Consider the following 17,639-nt stretch of genomic DNA (forward strand, 5'->3'; position numbering starts at 1 on the left):
ATCAAACTCTCCATAAAGTGTTTGCTTGCTCTAAAACTTGACTAGCTTGTCTTACTTGACATACTGATTGTTTTGTTCAGTTTTCAAAGATCAATATTCCGTCACTTATTCAAGCGACAACTTTTATATCATATCAAGTTATCTTCAATAAGTCAACAACTATTTGATATTTTTTTATGACGTTGCCACCTCTTGAAGCGACTTAAATAATATAACATACATTTAAATCTAAAATCAATACTTTTTTAAAAATAAATTCTCCATGGTATCGCGATTATTTATTTCTATAGTATATAACCTTTATATATAAGAAAAGAGCCATCAATCTGATAGCTCCTTAACCTATAACAAATATGTGTAATGCTGTAAGTGAAGCTAAACCTGGAATACCCAGAAAACCTACAATCACCGCTGTATAAACATTTATAGGTAAATGTAAACCAATTGATGCTCCAAATACGTTAAAAAAGAATAAGAATAGTACTCCAATAACTAATTTAACAGTCCCTCTTCCTAAAAACCTCATTGGCTTTATCGGTGCACCAACTACTAATAGTAAAACGATAAGTATGACCATACTGGCTATTACAACTGTAGAGTCCACTTCTTTCCCTCCTATAACTTGTCCTTACTAAAATCTATGAAAGTTATAAGAGAAAAAGAACTTACCTAAAAGATTTACTTATGCAACGCACTTAAATTTCGATTACGTGCTTCTCTTAATAGGAAGAAGTATTTTGATTGCGCAACGGATAAGTCATATAAACCTATTTCACTCGGTTCCACACTACGTTCAATTATAGATTTTAAACTCATCCATTCATCCTTTAATTTGTAAATGTCATTTAATAACTGTTCATCTACTACTTTTCTACTTAGTTTCTTACTAGAGAACAATGTTGGTCACCTACTCCTATAGTTCTCGGCGCCCTTCTAATGCTTTTGAAAGGGTGACTTCATCTGCATATTCAAGGTCCCCTCCCATTGGCAATCCATGGGCAATTCTAGTAATTTTAATTCCCGAAGGTTTTACCAAGCGGGAAATATACATTGCTGTTGCTTCACCTTCTATATTTGGGTTAGTAGCCAAAATAAGCTCTACTACTTCCTCATCCTTTAGACGATTTAGTAAACTCGGAACATTTATATCCTCAGGTCCAATTCCATCCATTGGAGAGATTGCCCCGTGAAGAACATGGTAACGACCATTAAATTCCTTCATTTTTTCCATTGCGATCACATCTTTTGGATCTTGGACTACACAAATTAAAGAACTGTCCCTCATATCATCCTGGCAAATAGCACAGGGGTCTTGATCAGTAATATGTCCACAAACACTACAATGGGTGAGCTCACGCTTTGCATTTACTAATGACTTCGCAAAGTCAAGCACATCATCTTCTTTCATATTTAGAACAAAGAAAGCCAGGCGGACAGCCGTTTTAGGGCCTATTCCTGGCAATTTAGTAAAGCTATCTATTAGCTTTGATATCGGTTCTGGGTAATACATAGTTGCATACCTCCTAGAACATTCCTCCAGGTAAATTTAATCCTTTTGTGAATTGTCCCATTGTTTCATTTGTTTTTTCTTCAACTTCCTTTAACACTTCATTGGTTGCAGCCAAAATTAAATCCTGTAGCATTTCAATATCATCTGGATCTACAACTTCCTCTTTAATTTGAATGTCTGTTATTTCTTTTTTACCATTGGCAGTAATTTTAACCATTCCACCACCTGCTGTTGCTTCAAAGGCCATTTCTTGAAGATCCTCTTGAGCCTTCATCATATCCTTTTGCATCTTTTGCATTTGTTTCATCATTTTATTCATGTTTCCACCACCACGCATGGAAAATCCCTCCTTATATTATCTCATTCACGTATTTCTAATAATTCATCGCCTACTAACTTTCTTGCCTCCGCTACTAACGGATCGTCTTGCTGGGAATCCTTAGATTCTTCATCATCCTCTTGGCTCTTCTGTTTTCTTATAAACTCTTCTCTCAATTCTTGCCAATCATTATTTGGAATTGGAATGATAGAAAGCTCTTTCCCTAACATCTCAGCTAATAACAATTCTATCGTTTGTTTATGGTCTAAAGCAAGAGAACAGTGTATTTCGTATTTAAAAGCAAGAACTAAAGCCTTGTCAGATGCTGCACTTGGTTTACTATTTTGAACAGTAGCATGGGCTGGCGCATTACGTTTTTTTAACGCATCCATAAAATTAGCCCAGATAGCTTGAACGTTCTTTAAGTCTTGTTTTGATGCCTCACTCAATACCTGCCTAATTCGCTCATAAGGAATTTTATAACTATTTTTACTCCTTGCTGCAGAACGTTTAGGCGCAGCTTGTTGCGGTTGACCAGACCCTTGTACTACAGGTGGATTTTGTTTGATAGACGTTAACTCTTTTTCTAAATGTTCCAATTTTCTAGTCAACACATCGATTACACTATTCTGTTCATTATTAACTGTATTAGAAACTTGGTCTGCAATTTTTAGGACAGCAATTTCTATAAATACTTTTGGACTATTTGTCCACCTTATTTCTTGTTGGCATTGATTTAATTCCGAAATCGCACGCTGAATCCATTCTGCATCAACCTCTTCTGTTAACTCTTTAAAGGCATCAGTCATAATCGCTCGTTCCAAGTTATTTTCAAGCTGAGGTGCACTCTTATATAGAAGTATATCTCTTAAATAATAGATTAAATCAAATACAAATCGACCTGGGTCTTTTCCAGCTTGTATTAAATCATCTACTTTTATAAGTGCCTGTTGGATATCTTTCTGATACAGTGCTTTTGTTATTTCTGTCAATAACCCTTGAGAAACAGAACCTGTTACCGTAAGTACATCTTCTAATTCTACTTGATCATCACTATATGATATGGCTTGATCTAGTAAACTTAAAGCATCTCTCATTCCACCTTCAGCAGCTAATGCTACAGCCTCAAGCGCTTCTTTCGTAACAGCTACATTTTCCGCTCCTACAATGGTTTGCATTCTTTCTACCATAGAAACTTGAGATATACGCTTAAAGTCAAACCTCTGACAGCGTGAAATGATGGTCAATGGGATTTTATGTGGCTCAGTTGTCGCTAATATGAATATAACATGCTTTGGTGGTTCTTCTAGTGTCTTTAGTAACGCATTAAATGCACCAATAGACAGCATGTGTACTTCATCAATTATATATACCTTATAAGTTACCGCACTAGGGGCATATTTTACTTTATCCCTGATGTCACGTATTTGTTCCACACCATTATTAGAAGCAGCATCTATTTCTATTACATCAGAAATGGACCCATCTTGAATTCCCAAACATGCAGAACACTCATTGCAAGGCTCTAAAACAGGTGCTTTTTCACAGTTAATCGTTTTAGCAAAAATCTTAGCCGCACTTGTTTTCCCTGTTCCACGGGGACCAGAAAACAAATAGGCATGCGAAAATTTCTCTTGCATGATAGCGTTCTGCAATGTTCGGGTAATATGTGTTTGTCCAACGACATCATTAAAGCTTCTAGGACGCCATACGCGATATAGTGCTTGGTAGCTCATAGTCCACATTCCCCTCTTTAAATTCCTTTTTATTATACCTGAATTGCTACAATGTTTAAAATGAAAATCGACTCTTAAGTAAATTTTCATGATGTCGCCTTTTTTCATATAATATGTAAAAAGCCTCTCATCATTAACATGACAAGAGGCTCACTTTATTATTTAACGCCGTGCACCCAACTTCGATGAAGTAACCCTAAGCGTTACTTAAGTTCATGGCTCGACCCAGGCTTCCCCGCGGCACACGAGAAAGACCGCTTACTGCTGCTTCCTTCCGGACCTGACAGGGTTCACGGGTTCTCATTGCGCAGGACCCGAGTGTCAACACCAATTCCTTAAGGCAGACCTTAAAGCTACTCCACCTCAGAAGGGAATTCAGCCTCGCTATAGCGGATTGCGAGTACAGGGCACCGCTACCTCCCCACCTAGCACGGCAAATTTGCTATCAATTTTAAGTTGCGCTGTTCGAGCGCATTTACAAGTATAGCGAGTTTTAAAGGAAAATGCAATCAATAATAGATGTTAATATTTTCCGCCCTCTATTTCCTTACTATTTTTACGCTTTTCTCTTAGTTTTTTAAAAAAGGCAGACAGTAACTGTCCACATTCTTGTTCAAGAATTCCACCAGTTACTTGTGCAGTGTGATTAAATCTAGAGTCTTCCAACAAATTCATTAACGAGCCTACACATCCTGCCTTTGGATCAAACGCACCAAAGACAACTCTTGGGATCCGTGCTTGTAATATTGCTCCTGCACACATTGGACATGGCTCAAGCGTGACATAAAGTATACAATCCTCTAAACGCCAACTACCAACATATTGGTTAGCTTTATCAATTGCTAATAATTCTGCATGTGATGCTGTTGTTTGAATCGACTCACGTAAATTAAATGCCTTAGCAATTACTTTTTCTTCATGAACTAGAACAGCACCGATTGGGACTTCTCCGATTAACTCAGCTTTCTTTGCCTCTTCTATTGCTAATTTCATATATATTTCGTCATTCATCCATATCAACATCTTTCTTTTCATAGTAAGTAATTGTTTTAAAATGTGTTAATTCGTTCACTCTAACTAAAAAGGAGGTTTTTATGAAACAAAATGGTCTAGGAACAGCATTAATCATTATTGATATAATAAATGACTTCAATTTCTATTCAGGCGATAAACTTTTACACCATACTAAATCAATTTTACCTAACTTAATCCAATTAAAGCAATATGCTAAACAGAATCAAATCCCGGTTATTTACGTAAATGACCATTATGGTTCATGGGAATCAAATTTCAAAAATATATGTGATCATTGTAGAAATGAAAAAAATCAAGAAATTATTGATAAGATGGTTCCCACTGAAGGGGATTTTTTCTTAATAAAGCCGAAATTGTCTGCATTCTTTCACACTGGTCTAGCTTCGTTACTTAGAGAACTTCATGTCACCCATGTCATCTTATCCGGTATTGCAGGAAATATCTGTGTTTTATTTACTGCTAACGATGCTCATATGAGAGACTTTACAGTCAGTGTTCCTAAGAATTGTATTGCATCCAACGAAGAATATCTTAACGAGCAAGCTTTAGAATTAATGAAAAATGTATTAAGTACAAATATTGATGAGATTTAAAAATATAATTGCACCACTTCCCCTCTCCGTTCATAGGCTGATAAAGGATATGTAATATATGGAGAGGAGGAATTTGTTTGCAAATTCATGTAGTAAAGCCAGGCGATAGCTTGTATTCTATTGCAAACAATTATGGTACTACGTATAACGCGATAAATACTGCCAATGAATTAGACAATCCAAATCAGTTGGTAGTTGGGCAATCACTTGTTATACCAATAGTCGGTCAGTTTTATTATGTTAGGCAAGGGGACAGTCTTTATAGTATTGGTAGAAGATTTGGGGTGTCTGCAGAAGAATTAGCCCGTATAAATAATATTTCCATAAATACACCATTAAACGTTGGCTTTCGACTCTATATACCTGAAACACCTGAACCAACAATTGAGGTAAATGCCTATATTGAACCATTTGGAGAAAATGTATCAGAAACACTTAGAAATTCAGCTCAAAAGAATGCACCTTTCTTAACCTATTTGGCACCTTTTAATTTTAAGGCAACTAGGACAGGGGAACTTGTTGCACCTCCTTTAGATAACTTTGCAACGATAGCTGCTAATAATAATGCAACTTTAATGCTAGTTGTCAGTAATTTAGAAGAGGGAGCATTTAGTGATGAACTAGGAAGAATTTTAGTGACCGACACTACGGTGCAAGATAATTTATTGACTAACATTATTGAAACAGCGAGAAATATTGGTTTCCGTGATGTTCATTTTGATTTCGAGTATTTGCCACCTGCAAACAAAGAAGATTACAATAACTTTTTAAGGAAAGCAAAAGAAAGATTATCATCAGCTGGTTTACTTATGTCTACTGCTTTAGCCCCTAAGACTAGTGCAACTCAAGAAGGGGAATGGTATGAGGCACATGACTATGCTGCACATGGTGAAATTGCAGACTTTGTAGTACTAATGACATATGAATGGGGGTATAGTGGAGGTCCAGCGATGGCTGTATCACCTATTGGCCCTGTACGTGATGTCGTAGAATACGCATTAACTGAAATTCCCGCTAATAAAATTATGTTAGGCCAAAATCTTTATGGATATGACTGGACATTGCCATATGAACCTGGTGGTCAATACGCTAAAGCATTAAGTCCACAGCAAGCTATTATACTTGCTCGTGACGAGAATGTTGCCATTCAGTACGATAACGAAGCACAAGCACCGTTCTATTTCTATACAGATGATTCTGGTAACAGACACGAAGTTTGGTTTGAAGATGCACGATCCATTCAGGCAAAGTTTGACTTAATCAAAGAACTTGGTCTTCGAGGTATTAGCTATTGGAAATTGGGGTTAGCATTCCCTCAAAACTGGCTACTTCTAGAAGATAATTTTACGATTAGAAAACGTGGATAAATTGAATAAAGAGGCTTGGATATAAATCCAAAGCCTCTTTTTCCATTAGCAATTGATCCATTACCTTTGCCTTTAAAAGGACAAGTTAAGATAAGCTGAAAATAATAAAATATTATTAAAAGGAATGTTTATGTTTCTTATGATAAGATGTAATTATCGTAAGAAGTTTCCTTATATTGTTTTGTATTTTTTATCATTTCCTACAAAATATGAAACTAAACGAGTAAATATATCGTCAAATAGTTGGATTCAAAAAAGCGAGGTTCTTAACATGAATGAAAAAAGAATACACAGAAAAAAAAATAAAAGCTGGAAAAAACGTTTGTTATACATTTTTCTATTTTTTTTATTAGTTGTAATTGGGATTGGTGCATACGTCTTTATCGAAGCATATCAGGCTGCTGATAATTCATTCGAAGACTTGCAAAGAGCTGGCGATAAGTCTGAACTTAGGGAAGAGAAGGTAACCATTGGAGATGATCCAATCTCTATTCTCCTATTAGGTATTGAGGATTATTCATCAAATGGTAAAAATGGACGAGCTGATACGCAAATTGTAGTCACGTTAAATCCAGATACAAACAAAATGACAATGACAACAATAAATCGAGATACAAGAGTAGAGCTGACTAGAGTTGAGAAATATGCAGGTTTCCATAAAATAAATGCTGCATACACCTTCGGGGAATTGAGTGGATATGGTGGAAATAAGCATGCCGTTGAAGCAGTCGAAGATTTGTTAGATATTCCAATTGATAAATATGTTGCAGTAAATTTTGAAGGCTTCCGAGATATAGTAGATGTTTTTGGTGGGGTTACAATTGATATTAAAGAAGCATTCTGGGAAAAGAACATTTATGATAATAACAACCGGATATACTTTGAGCAAGGTCCTGCACATTTAAACGGTGAAGAAGCATTAGCATTTGTAAGAATGCGTAAACGGGACGTGAATGCTATTTATTCACGTGAAGAACGACAAAGACAGTTTATTCAGGCAACCATAGATGAAGCCATCTCAGCCGGAACAATCCTAAAGGTTGGAGAAATTTCAGATGTTCTTGGTAAGAATGTTCAAACCAATTTAAAACCAAAAGAGATTTATGCATTAGAGCAGGCCTATTCATCCATGGATCCAGATTCTATTGAAACATTAGAAATTGAAGGAAATCCAAATGAGTATATAGGCAAATATTCTTATTTTGTTCCTTATGAAGAAAGCCTTACAGAGGTCTCACAGCGATTGAAATCAGAGCTAGGTTTATCTAATTCTGAACTAACAGATAATAATACAACACAATCCATTGAATAATGAAAAAGACAGCCGAACAAAACAGGCTGTCTTTTTTTGCGGTTAAAAATCAAATTGTAGTTAAAACTATCCTTAGATGATCAGATCTATAGAAGGAGGGTAATGAAAATGAATATTGATATGCCATTTATATTAAGATCTTTCCTATTAGTATTATCTGGGATACTTTTACTACGAATTGCTGGAAGGAAATCCATTTCACAGATGACATTAGCACAAACTGTTATCATGATCTCTATTGGTTCCATTATCATCCAACCAATTATCGAAACGAGCGTAGCGAGAACCTTAGTTGCAGTTGCAATCTTTATAGTATCACTTATAGTATTAGAATGGTTACAAGTTAAATTTAACCCTTTAGAAAAGTTCATAACTGGAAAATCAAAAATCCTTATCCAGGATGGTAATATTCAAACGAAGCAACTCCGTAAATTTCGACTAACTGTGGATCAAATGGAGATGTTTGTTCGGCAACAAGGTATTAGTTCTATTAATGATATTAAAACCGCAACGTTAGAGCCAAATGGGCAGATGGGGTATGAACTAAAGGAGGATGCACGACCATTAACTATTGGGGAGTTCAAAAAAATGATAAACCCAAGTATGCTCAACCCCTCTTATCAACCAAGTAATCAACAAAATAATACAAACCAAGTTTTCGATGAGTTAAAGCAACATCATAAAACTGAACACCCTAATTACTTACAGTAGGTTAAATAGCCTTCTATACTTTTGATTTAATGATGAAACTTGTTGATCCTTACTTGTAAAAGGGTAAGGGTCAACTGCATTTACTCAAGGATAATTTGTGATAGCTGTGTTTTTTACTTTTCTGTTTCCACTAAGTAAAGAGTTAGTGAGCAAAACTCTAACCCTTACTTATTAGGTCATGGACATTAATTCCTTTAATTCATCTTTATTTTCTAGTACGTCCTCTAATGTGTAATCATCAAGTATTTGAAAGAATGCTGCCAGTGCCTTTGAAATGACATGTTTCAATTTACATGAGGGTGTAATCACACACTGGTTTGTATCTTTATTAAAACACTCAAGGATAGAAAAATCATTTTCCATCCATCTTACAACTTGCCCTATGTTAATTTCTGATGGCCCTTTTGCCAAAATAATTCCACCATTTCTTCCTCTTACTGTATGGATTAGTTCTAACTTACTTAACTGATGAACAACTTTTCTTATATGTTCGGTTGATATGAAAAAAGTTTCAGATATTTCTTTAATACTTGCTAACTCTCCTTCTTCTTTAGAACCTGTCAAGATTAAGACACGTAAAGCAAAATCTGTATACTTCTTTAAGCGCATTGTATAATCCCCTTTCTCTCTAATCTCATAGTATCAAACCTATTCCATAAAATCTTGTTGTTTGTTAACAACATTGTCAAAACTAATTGGTTTTACCTGTTGAATAACATTACGAACTTTTTATACAATTAAATATGTATTATAAATACATGTTTAAAAATAGGAGTGTAACTATGGCAAATGAAACAAAAGCATTGTTAGATGAAAAAACAATTCAAACTATTAAATCAACAGTTCCTGTATTAGAGGAACACGGAGAAAAAATAACCTCTCGATTCTACCAACTTCTTTTTGAAAATAATCCAGATCTAAAAAACATTTTTAATCAAACAAACCAACGAATGGGCAAACAACCTCAGGCTCTAGCTAATGCGGTATATGCTGCAGCATTATACATCGATAACTTAGAAGCAATTTTACCTGTTGTGAAACAAATCGCACATAAACATAGAAGTCTAAACATAAAGCCTGAACATTACCCAATTGTTGGAGAAAATTTACTTACAGCTATGAAAGACGTCCTAGGTGATGCAGCAAATGAAGAGATAATAACAGCATGGGGAAAAGCATACGGTGTAATTGCAGATGCTTTTATCCAAGTAGAAGCAGATATGTATGAAGAAACAGAAAACAAAGATGGTGGTTGGATTGGCTACCGTGACTTTGAAGTTGCAAATAAAGTGAAAGAAAGTGACGTTATTACTTCCTTTTATTTAAAGCCAGTTGATGGGGGAAAAATTCCTACTTTTAAACCTGGTCAATACCTTACTGTAAAAATTGATAGAGATGATGCGGAATATACTTGTCTTCGTCAATATAGCCTATCATGTGGACCAAACAAGGGGCATTATCGTATTAGTGTTAAAAGAGAAGATAGTATGAGTGATAAGCCAGCAGGAGTTGTATCTACTTATTTACACCAATCCGTTAACGTAGGAGATATACTTCCTATCAGTGCGCCTGCAGGTGATTTTGTATTAGAGGAAGATACTAGACCGCTTGTCCTAATTAGTGGTGGGGTAGGGCTAACACCTCTTACTAGCATGTTAGAAACAGTTATCGAAAGCCAGCCAAGCCGAGAAGTTTATTTCCTTCATGCAGCACAGAACGGTTCTGTACATGGTTTAAAGGACTCTTTAAAGGAAGCTACCGATAACAATAAACAGGTACACAGCTATGTTGTGTATGAACATCCTTCCGAATCAGACAAAACAGAAGCCCTGTTTGCAAAGGAAGGCTATATAGATTTAGATTTTATAAAATCAGTTATTCCGACAAACGATGCTTCGTTTTACTTCTGTGGTCCTGAAGGATTCATGAAAGCAATAAACCGCTCATTGAAAGAATGGAATGTTGCTGAGTCAGATATACATTTTGAATTCTTCGGCCCTGCTGGATCATTAGATTAAGATATATTTAAAAAAGTAGCCTATTGCGTATGTGCAAAAAGGCTACTTTTTCTTTACTTATACATTCAAAGTATAGTTTGCACGTTTTAATTCTACTGTGATCAGCGCTCCCTCAAAGACATTTTTCTTAACTAAGAAATCTCTAATGTTTTACCTTCACTTAACTCTTTAACTCGGTTAAGTAAAAATGTCTATTTCCCTGAGATTCCCTTCTCATTCGCTTCTTATAAAGCCTTCTCAATAATTTCATGTACACCATTTTGTTCCATTTCATATTCATCTGGTAAGGATCACCAATAGCATTCATTTAAAAAAGTAAATTAGAGATTTTATTGCTGTAATGTCTATAGATACTATGTCGTAAGCAACTATTTCTATGTAAATAGATAAAGATCAGTCTATATAACAAGACTGACCTTTTCCCACTTTTTATATTACTCTTCTAATGTAGAAGTATCGCCTGTTGGTAGACCTAACTCCCATGATTTTAGTAAACGGCGCATAATTTTCCCGCTTCGTGTTTTAGGAATCGTCTCCTTCACTTCAATTTCCCTTGGAGCAGCGTGAGCACTTAATCCTGTCTTAACAAATTTACGGATATCTGCTAATAAATCATCATTAGCTTCATAACCACTATTCAACGTAATAAACGCTTTAATGATCTCTCCACGTTCTGGATCAGGCTTCCCAATTACACCAGCTTCGGCAACTGCAGGGTGTTCAATGAGCTTACTTTCTACTTCAAATGGCCCCACTCTTTCTCCAGAAGTATTAATAACATCATCAAGACGGCCCTGGAACCAGAAGTATCCATCCTCATCCATATAAGCACTATCTCCAGATACATACCATCCATTTATAAAGTAGCTTTCATATTTCCCTGGATTTTTCCAGATTGCTCGCATCATCGATGGCCAACCTTGCCTGATTGCAAGATTCCCCATTTGATTAGGAGGCAAGATATTCCCTTCATTATCAATAATAGCAGCTTCGACACCAGGAATTGGTTTACCCATTGAACCTGGTCTAATATCCATAGAAGGATAATTAACAATTAACATTGCGCCTGTTTCCGTCATCCACCATGTATCATGGATACGTAGTCCAAAGGCATCCAATGCCCAAGTAATTACTTCAGGATTAAGCGGTTCTCCGACACTCATTACATGCCTTAAAGAGGAGAGATCAAATTGATTCACGACATTCTCCCCTGCACTCACAAGTTTGCGGAATGCAGTAGGTGCAGAGTACCATACTGTTACATTGTATTTATCTAATGTTTCGTACCAGGATTCTGGTGTAAAACGACCACCTCTAATTACGTTTGTTACCCCATGTAACCAAGGTGCAAAGATACCATAACTTGTTCCTGTTACCCAGCCTGGATCTGCGGTACACCAGTATATATCCTCTTCCTTTAAATCAATAACCCATTCACCTGTCGCGTAATGCTGAATCATCGCATTATGGACATGATAAACCCCTTTCGGTTTGCCAGTAGAACCTGAGGTATAGTGAAGTAACATTCCATCCTCTAAATCGACCCATTCTATATCAAATTGATCTGAAGCTTTATCCATTTCTTTATAGTATTGAATGTAGTTATTGCTTGTATCTGTGGAATCGCCGACTAGTACGATCTTTTCTAATGTAGGTAAATCTTGTTGAGGGACTCTTTCTAATAGCTCTGGGGTTGTAATGAGCATCGATGCTTCGCTATCCTCAAGACGATCTCTAACTGCCTGCTCCATGAATGCTTCAAACAGAGGGCCTGCAATAGCTCCTACCTTAAGGATCCCAAAAAAACATGCATAAAATTCTGGGCTTCTTGGCATAAACAGAAAAACCCGATCGCTCTTTTTAACTCCATTTTCTTTGAGGATATTTGCAAATTGATTACTACTTTTTTTCAACTGTTCAAATGTTATACTTTCTTCCCTATCAGGAGCAGAGAAAAGTAAGGCAATTTGATTTTTCTTTTCAGGATTTTCAGCATGACGATCAATTGCTTCATATGCTGCATTAACTTTACCTGTTTGATACCAACTAAAGTTTTTCTTCACTTCATCCCAATTAAAAGTATCCCGTTTACTCTCATAGTCTTTTAAATTATGATTCCCTTCTCTTGCTGAAATAGGTTGCATATCCATCTAATCACCTCTTATAATATTTGTAAACGCTTGCAATAAAAAGTAAACACATTACTACATTCTATGAGCAAATCGTGGAGGTAATATAACTTTTTCTAATTTTATTTATATTTTATACCATTTAGTTGGTAAATTAAAGAAAAAAGGTATGCTCCAAAGAAAGAACAGAAAAATTATCCTAGTTTCGAAATAAATATCTTGACCTTTATTGTTTACCATTATATACTTACTTACATAAAGTAAGTTAATGATTAAAAATAACACATATATAAATGGAGGTCATAATATGACAAAACAAACATTAAAAGTAGATTCTGCACACACAAGTGTAGATTTCTCAGTAAAACATATGATGGTATCAAAAGTGAAAGGTACTTTTCATGATTATGATGTTAAACTTGTTGCAGATCCAGATGATTTAACAACTGCAGAAATCGAATTCAATATAGGCGTTGATAGCATCGATACACGTAACAAACAACGTGATGAACACTTAATTTCTGCTGATTTATTTAATGTAGAGCAGTATCCAAACATGACATTTAAATCTGAGAAATTAGAAAAAAAATCAGATGATGAATATGAAGTAACTGGTACGTTAACCATCGCTGGACATTCTCAAACAGAAACATTTAACGTTACATTCGAAGGTTCTGGAAAAGATCCTTGGGGAAATCAAGTATTTGGTTTTAGTGCTGAAGGTAAGGTAAACCGTAGTGATTATGGTATTACGTATAACGCAGCGCTTGAAACTGGTGGCGTATTAATTGGTGATGAAATTAAAATTAATATTGAAATGGAAGCAATGATTGAAGCATAAATCTTAAAACCTTAAAAGCATGTGAGCCCAGCGCTCACATGCTTTTTTTAGTAATAATTTTTATTTGATTATGCCATAAAGGTTATGTGTAAATCCAACTGAGTTGGGCAAGATGGTTTAAGGTAGCACTATTTTTTTAATCGAATAGATTTTAACTTACCTACAAATAATAAAGTAATAAAAAATTGGTAAAGAGGTGACAGGTGTGTTTAAGTTTTTGAAAAAAGTACAACAGACAGATAGTAAGTCGGAACCGGAAGCCGTACATACAAAACTAGATAAAAACGCCCAACACATAAAACAACTCTTTTCCTATGGTTTGAATAAGGATTTTACCTTTCGTGAATTAACGGCTAAATACAGTCAAGAAAAAATCGAAATTTATTATTACTCATCCATTGTCGATGCCAATAAAGTATATGATGCTATTGTTCGTCCCCTTTTAGAGTCAGAGGGAAAACAAATACGTGATGTCATCGTTGCTGAAAGTGTTAAGGAAATAACGGATTTCGAACAAGCTACCGAGCATATTAACAGTGGGAAAGCTATTATTTTTGAGGATGGTAATAATACCGCCTATTCCATTGATGTGGCTAAATTTGAATATAGGGGAATTGGAAAAGCAGAAAATGAGAGTACAATCCGAGGCCCCCAAGAAGCATTTACAGAATCACTTAATGTGAATGTTTCGTTAATCCGAAAAAGAATGCACGACAAGCAACTAGTTACAGAGGGAAAACAAGTTGGTGCAAGATCTAAATCTGAAGTAAATATTGTATATGTTAAGGATTTAGTCAATGAGGAGATTCTAAAAAGTGTCAGGGAACGACTAGATAACATTGAGGCGGATAATGTTAGAAATCTTGAGCTATTGGAGCAATTTATTGAAGAACGTCCATATTCTTTAGTACCAACTGTACTTTTTACAGAGCGGCCTGGTAATGCCACTTCCTATTTAGAGGATGGCCATATTATCATTCTAATGAATAACTCAGCTGGGTGTCTAATTGTTCCAGTTACGTTTTGGTCATTTTTCCATTCACCAGAGGACCGCTACTTAAGGTTTTTATTCGGTAACTTTTCTAGATTAGTAAGGATGCTTGCTTTTTATTTAACAACGATGATATCTGCAACGTATATTGCCATAACTAACTTCCATAGCGCCATGCTTCCTCCAGATTTACTATTGGCAATAACAGCATCAAGGGAAAGAGTGCCTTTTCCACTAATATTTGAAATTTTGATCATGGAGATTGCTTTTGAACTAATCAGAGAAGCTGGAATACGGATTCCTAATCCATTAGGGCCAACGATTGGTATTGTTGGTGCGCTAATTTTAGGACAGGCAGCCGTCCAAGCTAATATTATTAGTCCAATTATTGTTATTATTACAGCGGTATCTGGTCTAACATCTTTTGCAGTAACAGATGTCAGTATTAACTATTCCGTTCGAATAACAAGATTTATTTTTATATTTTCAGCTGGATTCTTGGGGATTTTCAGCTTGATGGGGGCTTTCTTAGCATGGTTCATGTATGTTGCATCTATTAAGTCTTTTGGGGTCCCTTTCTTTGCACCACTTTCTCCAAGCTATAGATCACCTCATGACACTTTATTTCGGAAAGCAATAAGGAATGAAATTTGGCGACCCGGGCAGATCAAACCGAAAGATATTCGAAAAAAGGCTAATAGCAAATGAATTAGGTGAAGATAATGAAAGACCATAAAACATTAAAAACTAGAGAATTATTTGCAATGATGACTATATTCGTAGGTATGAAACTGGCTGATACAACGCCATCTTTACTTTCTTCTAAGGCTAGTAACGCCTTTTGGATGATCCCAATTATCTCTTTTATAGTCATCATTCCATCTTTCTTATTACTCATTTTCTTACTAAAAAAGTATAAGGATAAAAACTTGATCCAACTATTAGAAGCTATTCTTGGAACCTATCTTGGTAAAGCACTTGGATTTACTATTTTCTTGTCGGCCTTTCTATCATTATCATTGGATAGTCGAAATTACGTCGAGCAAATCAAACTTCTTTATTTCCCTGAGTCTCCAACTACTATTTTATATTTTGTTTTTATTGGGGTTGCTTTTATTGGCGCAAAAAAGGGACTTGAAGTAATCGGTTATTCCTCATGGATTGGGTTACCACTAATCAAATTTTCTATGTTATTAATGGCCTTTTTGATATTTGACCGAATTATTCTACTAAGAATCTTTCCCATTTTTGGTGATGGGTTGGATGTTGTATTGACACAAGGTATTAAAAAAGCTTCGATTTTTTCTGAGTTATTTTTATTCACAATCGCTTATACCGCATTTAAAGATACAAATACCTTTAGAAAAGGAAGCTATCTAGGTAGTTTTGTTGTTATTTTTGAAATTACCTTCTTCTTTTTATTATACACTTTAGTTTTTGATTATAACTCAGTAGGAAAAGTTGCCTTTCCATTTCATGATATTACACAATACATTAATTTTGGTGACTATTTTACAAATGTTGAAACATTCTTTATGGTTTTTTGGTTACTAGCAGCGTATATGCGATTTATTATATTTCTTTATTTAATAGCATGGATCTTTGCTGCTGTATTTAATATTAAAGAATTTGAACCGCTAATACTTCCCTTTGCTTTCTTTACCATAATCATTGGAATGATACCTGATAATACACTGCTTAATGATCTATTTTACCGTGACCGTTTACTAAACTATATGACACCCTTATTTATTAGTTTTCCAATTATCCTGTGGATTGTTGCCTTTTTTAAGGGGGACTTGAAAAAAACATGAGATTAAAAACTATTATCCTTATAATTATGCTAATTCCTCTTTTCTTAGTAGGGTGCTATGACAAAAAAGAGCTTGAACAACAAGCATATGTTGTTGCAATAGGTGTAGACAAAACGGATGAAAAGGGACTGTATAAATTCACCTTTCAAATAGCTAATCCTGAAGTCGGATCTGCTATCGTAGGAGGAGGATCACAAGAGGAACCGAAGGAAACTGTATCAATCAAAGGTAGTGATATATTAACTGCAACCAATACTGCCAACTCCTTTGTGTCAAGAGAAATTACACTAGATCACACCAAGGTACTTATTGCATCAGAAGAGTTGGCTAGATCAGGTGACTTCATTAGAATTATGCAATCGACAGCTAGAACAACACAGATCCGCAGAGGGGTTCAGATATTAGTTTCAAAAGAAGATGCGAGTGAATTTCTTCAAAATATTAACCCAAAAATGGAAACAAGACCACATAAATACTATCAATTAATTTTGGATCGTGCTAAAGAAACTGGTATTATCCCGGAGGCTGAAATACATCGCTTCTTTCAAATAACAGAGGGAGATGCTGATTTATTTCTTGCTATCTATGCAACAAATAAAAAAGCAAAGGAAAAAGACGATGGTTATGAGGATGAATATGTTGCTGGTCAATTGCCAAAGGAAGGTGGAAATAACTCACAATTTATGGGTTCTGCTGTTTTTAAAGAAGGTAAAATGATCGGTACATTGGATGGACAGGAAACAAGACTAGCGCACGTTTTTGATCCAACATTGGATATGGATGACCTCTTGTCGACATATCCTGATCCTATAAAAGAAGAATTCCGTATTGGTGCAGACTATTCACAAAAGTCATCTCCAGAGATTAACATCGAGTACAATAAAAATAAACCTACTAAAATAAATGTAAGGGTTCCGTTTCAAATAGAAATTATTGCTATCCCTAGCCTTGTTGACTACTCACAGAATAAAGATAATAAAGAACTACTCAAAAAAACGATAGAAGAAAGTTTAGAGAAAAAGTCTAGAGAACTAATTAGGAAAACCCAGGAGGAATATAAAGCTGAACCTTTTTATTGGTCCCTTTACATTCGAAAGTATTTTAAAACCATTGAGGAATACGAAGAAGCTGATTGGAATAAGAACATATATCCAAATGCGGAGATCAATATTAATTTCGATTTAGAAAGATTAGAATTCGGTAAGATGTTAAATGATTCAAACTTAACAGAAGTGAGGGATTAATTTGCAGACAATTGCTTTA

Annotated in this window: 17 protein-coding genes and 1 other RNA gene; 9 read left to right on the forward strand and 9 right to left on the reverse strand. The window is 35.3% G+C overall.

The genetic code is table 11. The annotated features are described in order from the left end of the window. Window positions 1-337: 337 nt before the first annotated feature. The 7 genes from H7K77_RS06010 to tadA all read right to left on the reverse strand — a co-directional run bounded on the left by H7K77_RS06010 (window position 338) and on the right by tadA (window position 4,576). Entirely contained in the window at window positions 338-604 is a 267-nt protein-coding gene (locus tag H7K77_RS06010) for a pro-sigmaK processing inhibitor BofA family protein (protein WP_186576829.1), read from the reverse strand. Between the two features lie 74 nt (window positions 605-678). Continuing rightward, entirely contained in the window at window positions 679-897 is a 219-nt protein-coding gene (locus H7K77_RS06015) for a YaaL family protein (protein ID WP_186576830.1), read from the reverse strand. 16 nt (window positions 898-913) lie between these two features. After that, a complete protein-coding gene (gene recR / locus H7K77_RS06020) occupies window positions 914-1,510 on the reverse strand; it encodes a recombination mediator RecR (RefSeq protein ID WP_186576831.1) in 597 nt (198 codons plus the stop codon). A gap of 13 nt (window positions 1,511-1,523) precedes the next feature. Beyond that, a complete protein-coding gene (locus H7K77_RS06025; protein ID WP_186576832.1) occupies window positions 1,524-1,847 on the reverse strand; it encodes a YbaB/EbfC family nucleoid-associated protein in 324 nt (107 codons plus the stop codon). Window positions 1,848-1,870: 23 nt separating this feature from the next. Continuing rightward, window positions 1,871-3,565 carry a DNA polymerase III subunit gamma/tau gene (gene dnaX / locus H7K77_RS06030; RefSeq protein WP_186576833.1) on the reverse strand — a complete coding sequence of 565 codons (1,695 nt, stop codon included), beginning with the start codon at window positions 3,563-3,565 and terminating at the stop codon, window positions 1,871-1,873. A gap of 168 nt (window positions 3,566-3,733) precedes the next feature. After that, window positions 3,734-3,999, reverse strand: an RNA gene (gene ffs, locus H7K77_RS06035) — signal recognition particle sRNA large type. A gap of 88 nt (window positions 4,000-4,087) precedes the next feature. Beyond that, window positions 4,088-4,576, reverse strand: a complete 489-nt coding sequence (gene tadA, locus H7K77_RS06040) for a tRNA adenosine(34) deaminase TadA (protein ID WP_186576834.1) — start codon at window positions 4,574-4,576, stop codon at window positions 4,088-4,090. Between the two features lie 83 nt (window positions 4,577-4,659). On the opposite strand from tadA, the gene H7K77_RS06045 reads away from it, so the two are divergent. The 4 genes from H7K77_RS06045 (at window position 4,660) to H7K77_RS06060 (ending at window position 8,583) form a co-directional block, all read left to right on the forward strand. Next, window positions 4,660-5,193, forward strand: coding sequence for an isochorismatase family cysteine hydrolase (locus tag H7K77_RS06045; RefSeq protein ID WP_186576835.1), 534 nt, complete (start codon window positions 4,660-4,662; stop codon window positions 5,191-5,193). Window positions 5,194-5,270: 77 nt separating this feature from the next. Next, window positions 5,271-6,560, forward strand: coding sequence for a glycoside hydrolase family 18 protein (locus H7K77_RS06050; RefSeq protein ID WP_186576836.1), 1,290 nt, complete (start codon window positions 5,271-5,273; stop codon window positions 6,558-6,560). A 271-nt stretch (window positions 6,561-6,831) separates the two neighbouring features. Further along, a complete protein-coding gene (locus tag H7K77_RS06055) occupies window positions 6,832-7,872 on the forward strand; it encodes an LCP family protein (protein ID WP_186576837.1) in 1,041 nt (346 codons plus the stop codon). A gap of 108 nt (window positions 7,873-7,980) precedes the next feature. Then, entirely contained in the window at window positions 7,981-8,583 is a 603-nt protein-coding gene (locus tag H7K77_RS06060) for a DUF421 domain-containing protein (protein WP_235988846.1), read from the forward strand. A 171-nt stretch (window positions 8,584-8,754) separates the two neighbouring features. On the opposite strand, the gene H7K77_RS06065 is transcribed toward H7K77_RS06060, so the two are convergent. Continuing rightward, window positions 8,755-9,192, reverse strand: a complete 438-nt coding sequence (locus H7K77_RS06065; RefSeq protein ID WP_186576838.1) for an Rrf2 family transcriptional regulator — start codon at window positions 9,190-9,192, stop codon at window positions 8,755-8,757. A gap of 194 nt (window positions 9,193-9,386) precedes the next feature. On the opposite strand from H7K77_RS06065, the gene hmpA reads away from it, so the two are divergent. Beyond that, window positions 9,387-10,601, forward strand: a complete 1,215-nt coding sequence (gene hmpA, locus H7K77_RS06070) for an NO-inducible flavohemoprotein (protein ID WP_186576942.1) — start codon at window positions 9,387-9,389, stop codon at window positions 10,599-10,601. A gap of 434 nt (window positions 10,602-11,035) precedes the next feature. On the opposite strand, the gene acsA is transcribed toward hmpA, so the two are convergent. After that, complete coding sequence (gene acsA / locus H7K77_RS06075) at window positions 11,036-12,751, reverse strand: acetate--CoA ligase (RefSeq protein ID WP_186576839.1); 1,716 nt, start codon at window positions 12,749-12,751, stop codon at window positions 11,036-11,038. Window positions 12,752-13,037: 286 nt separating this feature from the next. On the opposite strand from acsA, the gene H7K77_RS06080 reads away from it, so the two are divergent. From H7K77_RS06080 to H7K77_RS06095, 4 genes are all read left to right on the forward strand, one after another. Then, window positions 13,038-13,571, forward strand: a complete 534-nt coding sequence (locus tag H7K77_RS06080) for a YceI family protein (protein WP_186576840.1) — start codon at window positions 13,038-13,040, stop codon at window positions 13,569-13,571. Between the two features lie 217 nt (window positions 13,572-13,788). Then, window positions 13,789-15,270 carry a spore germination protein gene (locus H7K77_RS06085; protein WP_186576943.1) on the forward strand — a complete coding sequence of 494 codons (1,482 nt, stop codon included), beginning with the start codon at window positions 13,789-13,791 and terminating at the stop codon, window positions 15,268-15,270. 14 nt (window positions 15,271-15,284) lie between these two features. Further along, window positions 15,285-16,376 carry a GerAB/ArcD/ProY family transporter gene (locus H7K77_RS06090; RefSeq protein WP_186576841.1) on the forward strand — a complete coding sequence of 364 codons (1,092 nt, stop codon included), beginning with the start codon at window positions 15,285-15,287 and terminating at the stop codon, window positions 16,374-16,376. Continuing rightward, window positions 16,373-17,620: a Ger(x)C family spore germination protein gene (locus H7K77_RS06095; RefSeq protein WP_186576842.1), complete on the forward strand. Its 1,248-nt coding sequence runs from the start codon at window positions 16,373-16,375 to the stop codon at window positions 17,618-17,620. The genes H7K77_RS06090 and H7K77_RS06095 overlap by 4 nt, the downstream gene beginning before the upstream one ends. Window positions 17,621-17,639 lie beyond the last annotated feature (19 nt).

Origin of the sequence: Aquibacillus kalidii, from assembly GCF_014280935.1 — a bacterium.
In the GTDB taxonomy this organism is placed as follows: Bacteria; Bacillota; Bacilli; order Bacillales; family Amphibacillaceae; genus Aquibacillus_D; species Aquibacillus_D kalidii.

Coding starts and splice junctions, on each gene's coding strand:
- H7K77_RS06055 (WP_186576837.1), top strand. CDS start 6,832: ATGAATGAAAAAAGAATACACAGAAAAAAAAATAAAAGCTGGAAAAAA.
- H7K77_RS06095 (WP_186576842.1), top strand. CDS start 16,373: ATGAGATTAAAAACTATTATCCTTATAATTATGCTAATTCCTCTTTTC.
- H7K77_RS06045 (WP_186576835.1), top strand. CDS start 4,660: ATGAAACAAAATGGTCTAGGAACAGCATTAATCATTATTGATATAATA.
- acsA (WP_186576839.1), bottom strand. CDS start 12,751: ATGGATATGCAACCTATTTCAGCAAGAGAAGGGAATCATAATTTAAAA.
- tadA (WP_186576834.1), bottom strand. CDS start 4,576: ATGAATGACGAAATATATATGAAATTAGCAATAGAAGAGGCAAAGAAA.
- H7K77_RS06025 (WP_186576832.1), bottom strand. CDS start 1,847: ATGCGTGGTGGTGGAAACATGAATAAAATGATGAAACAAATGCAAAAG.
- H7K77_RS06065 (WP_186576838.1), bottom strand. CDS start 9,192: ATGCGCTTAAAGAAGTATACAGATTTTGCTTTACGTGTCTTAATCTTG.
- recR (WP_186576831.1), bottom strand. CDS start 1,510: ATGTATTACCCAGAACCGATATCAAAGCTAATAGATAGCTTTACTAAA.
- H7K77_RS06090 (WP_186576841.1), top strand. CDS start 15,285: ATGAAAGACCATAAAACATTAAAAACTAGAGAATTATTTGCAATGATG.
- dnaX (WP_186576833.1), bottom strand. CDS start 3,565: ATGAGCTACCAAGCACTATATCGCGTATGGCGTCCTAGAAGCTTTAAT.
- H7K77_RS06080 (WP_186576840.1), top strand. CDS start 13,038: ATGACAAAACAAACATTAAAAGTAGATTCTGCACACACAAGTGTAGAT.
- H7K77_RS06060 (WP_235988846.1), top strand. CDS start 7,981: ATGAATATTGATATGCCATTTATATTAAGATCTTTCCTATTAGTATTA.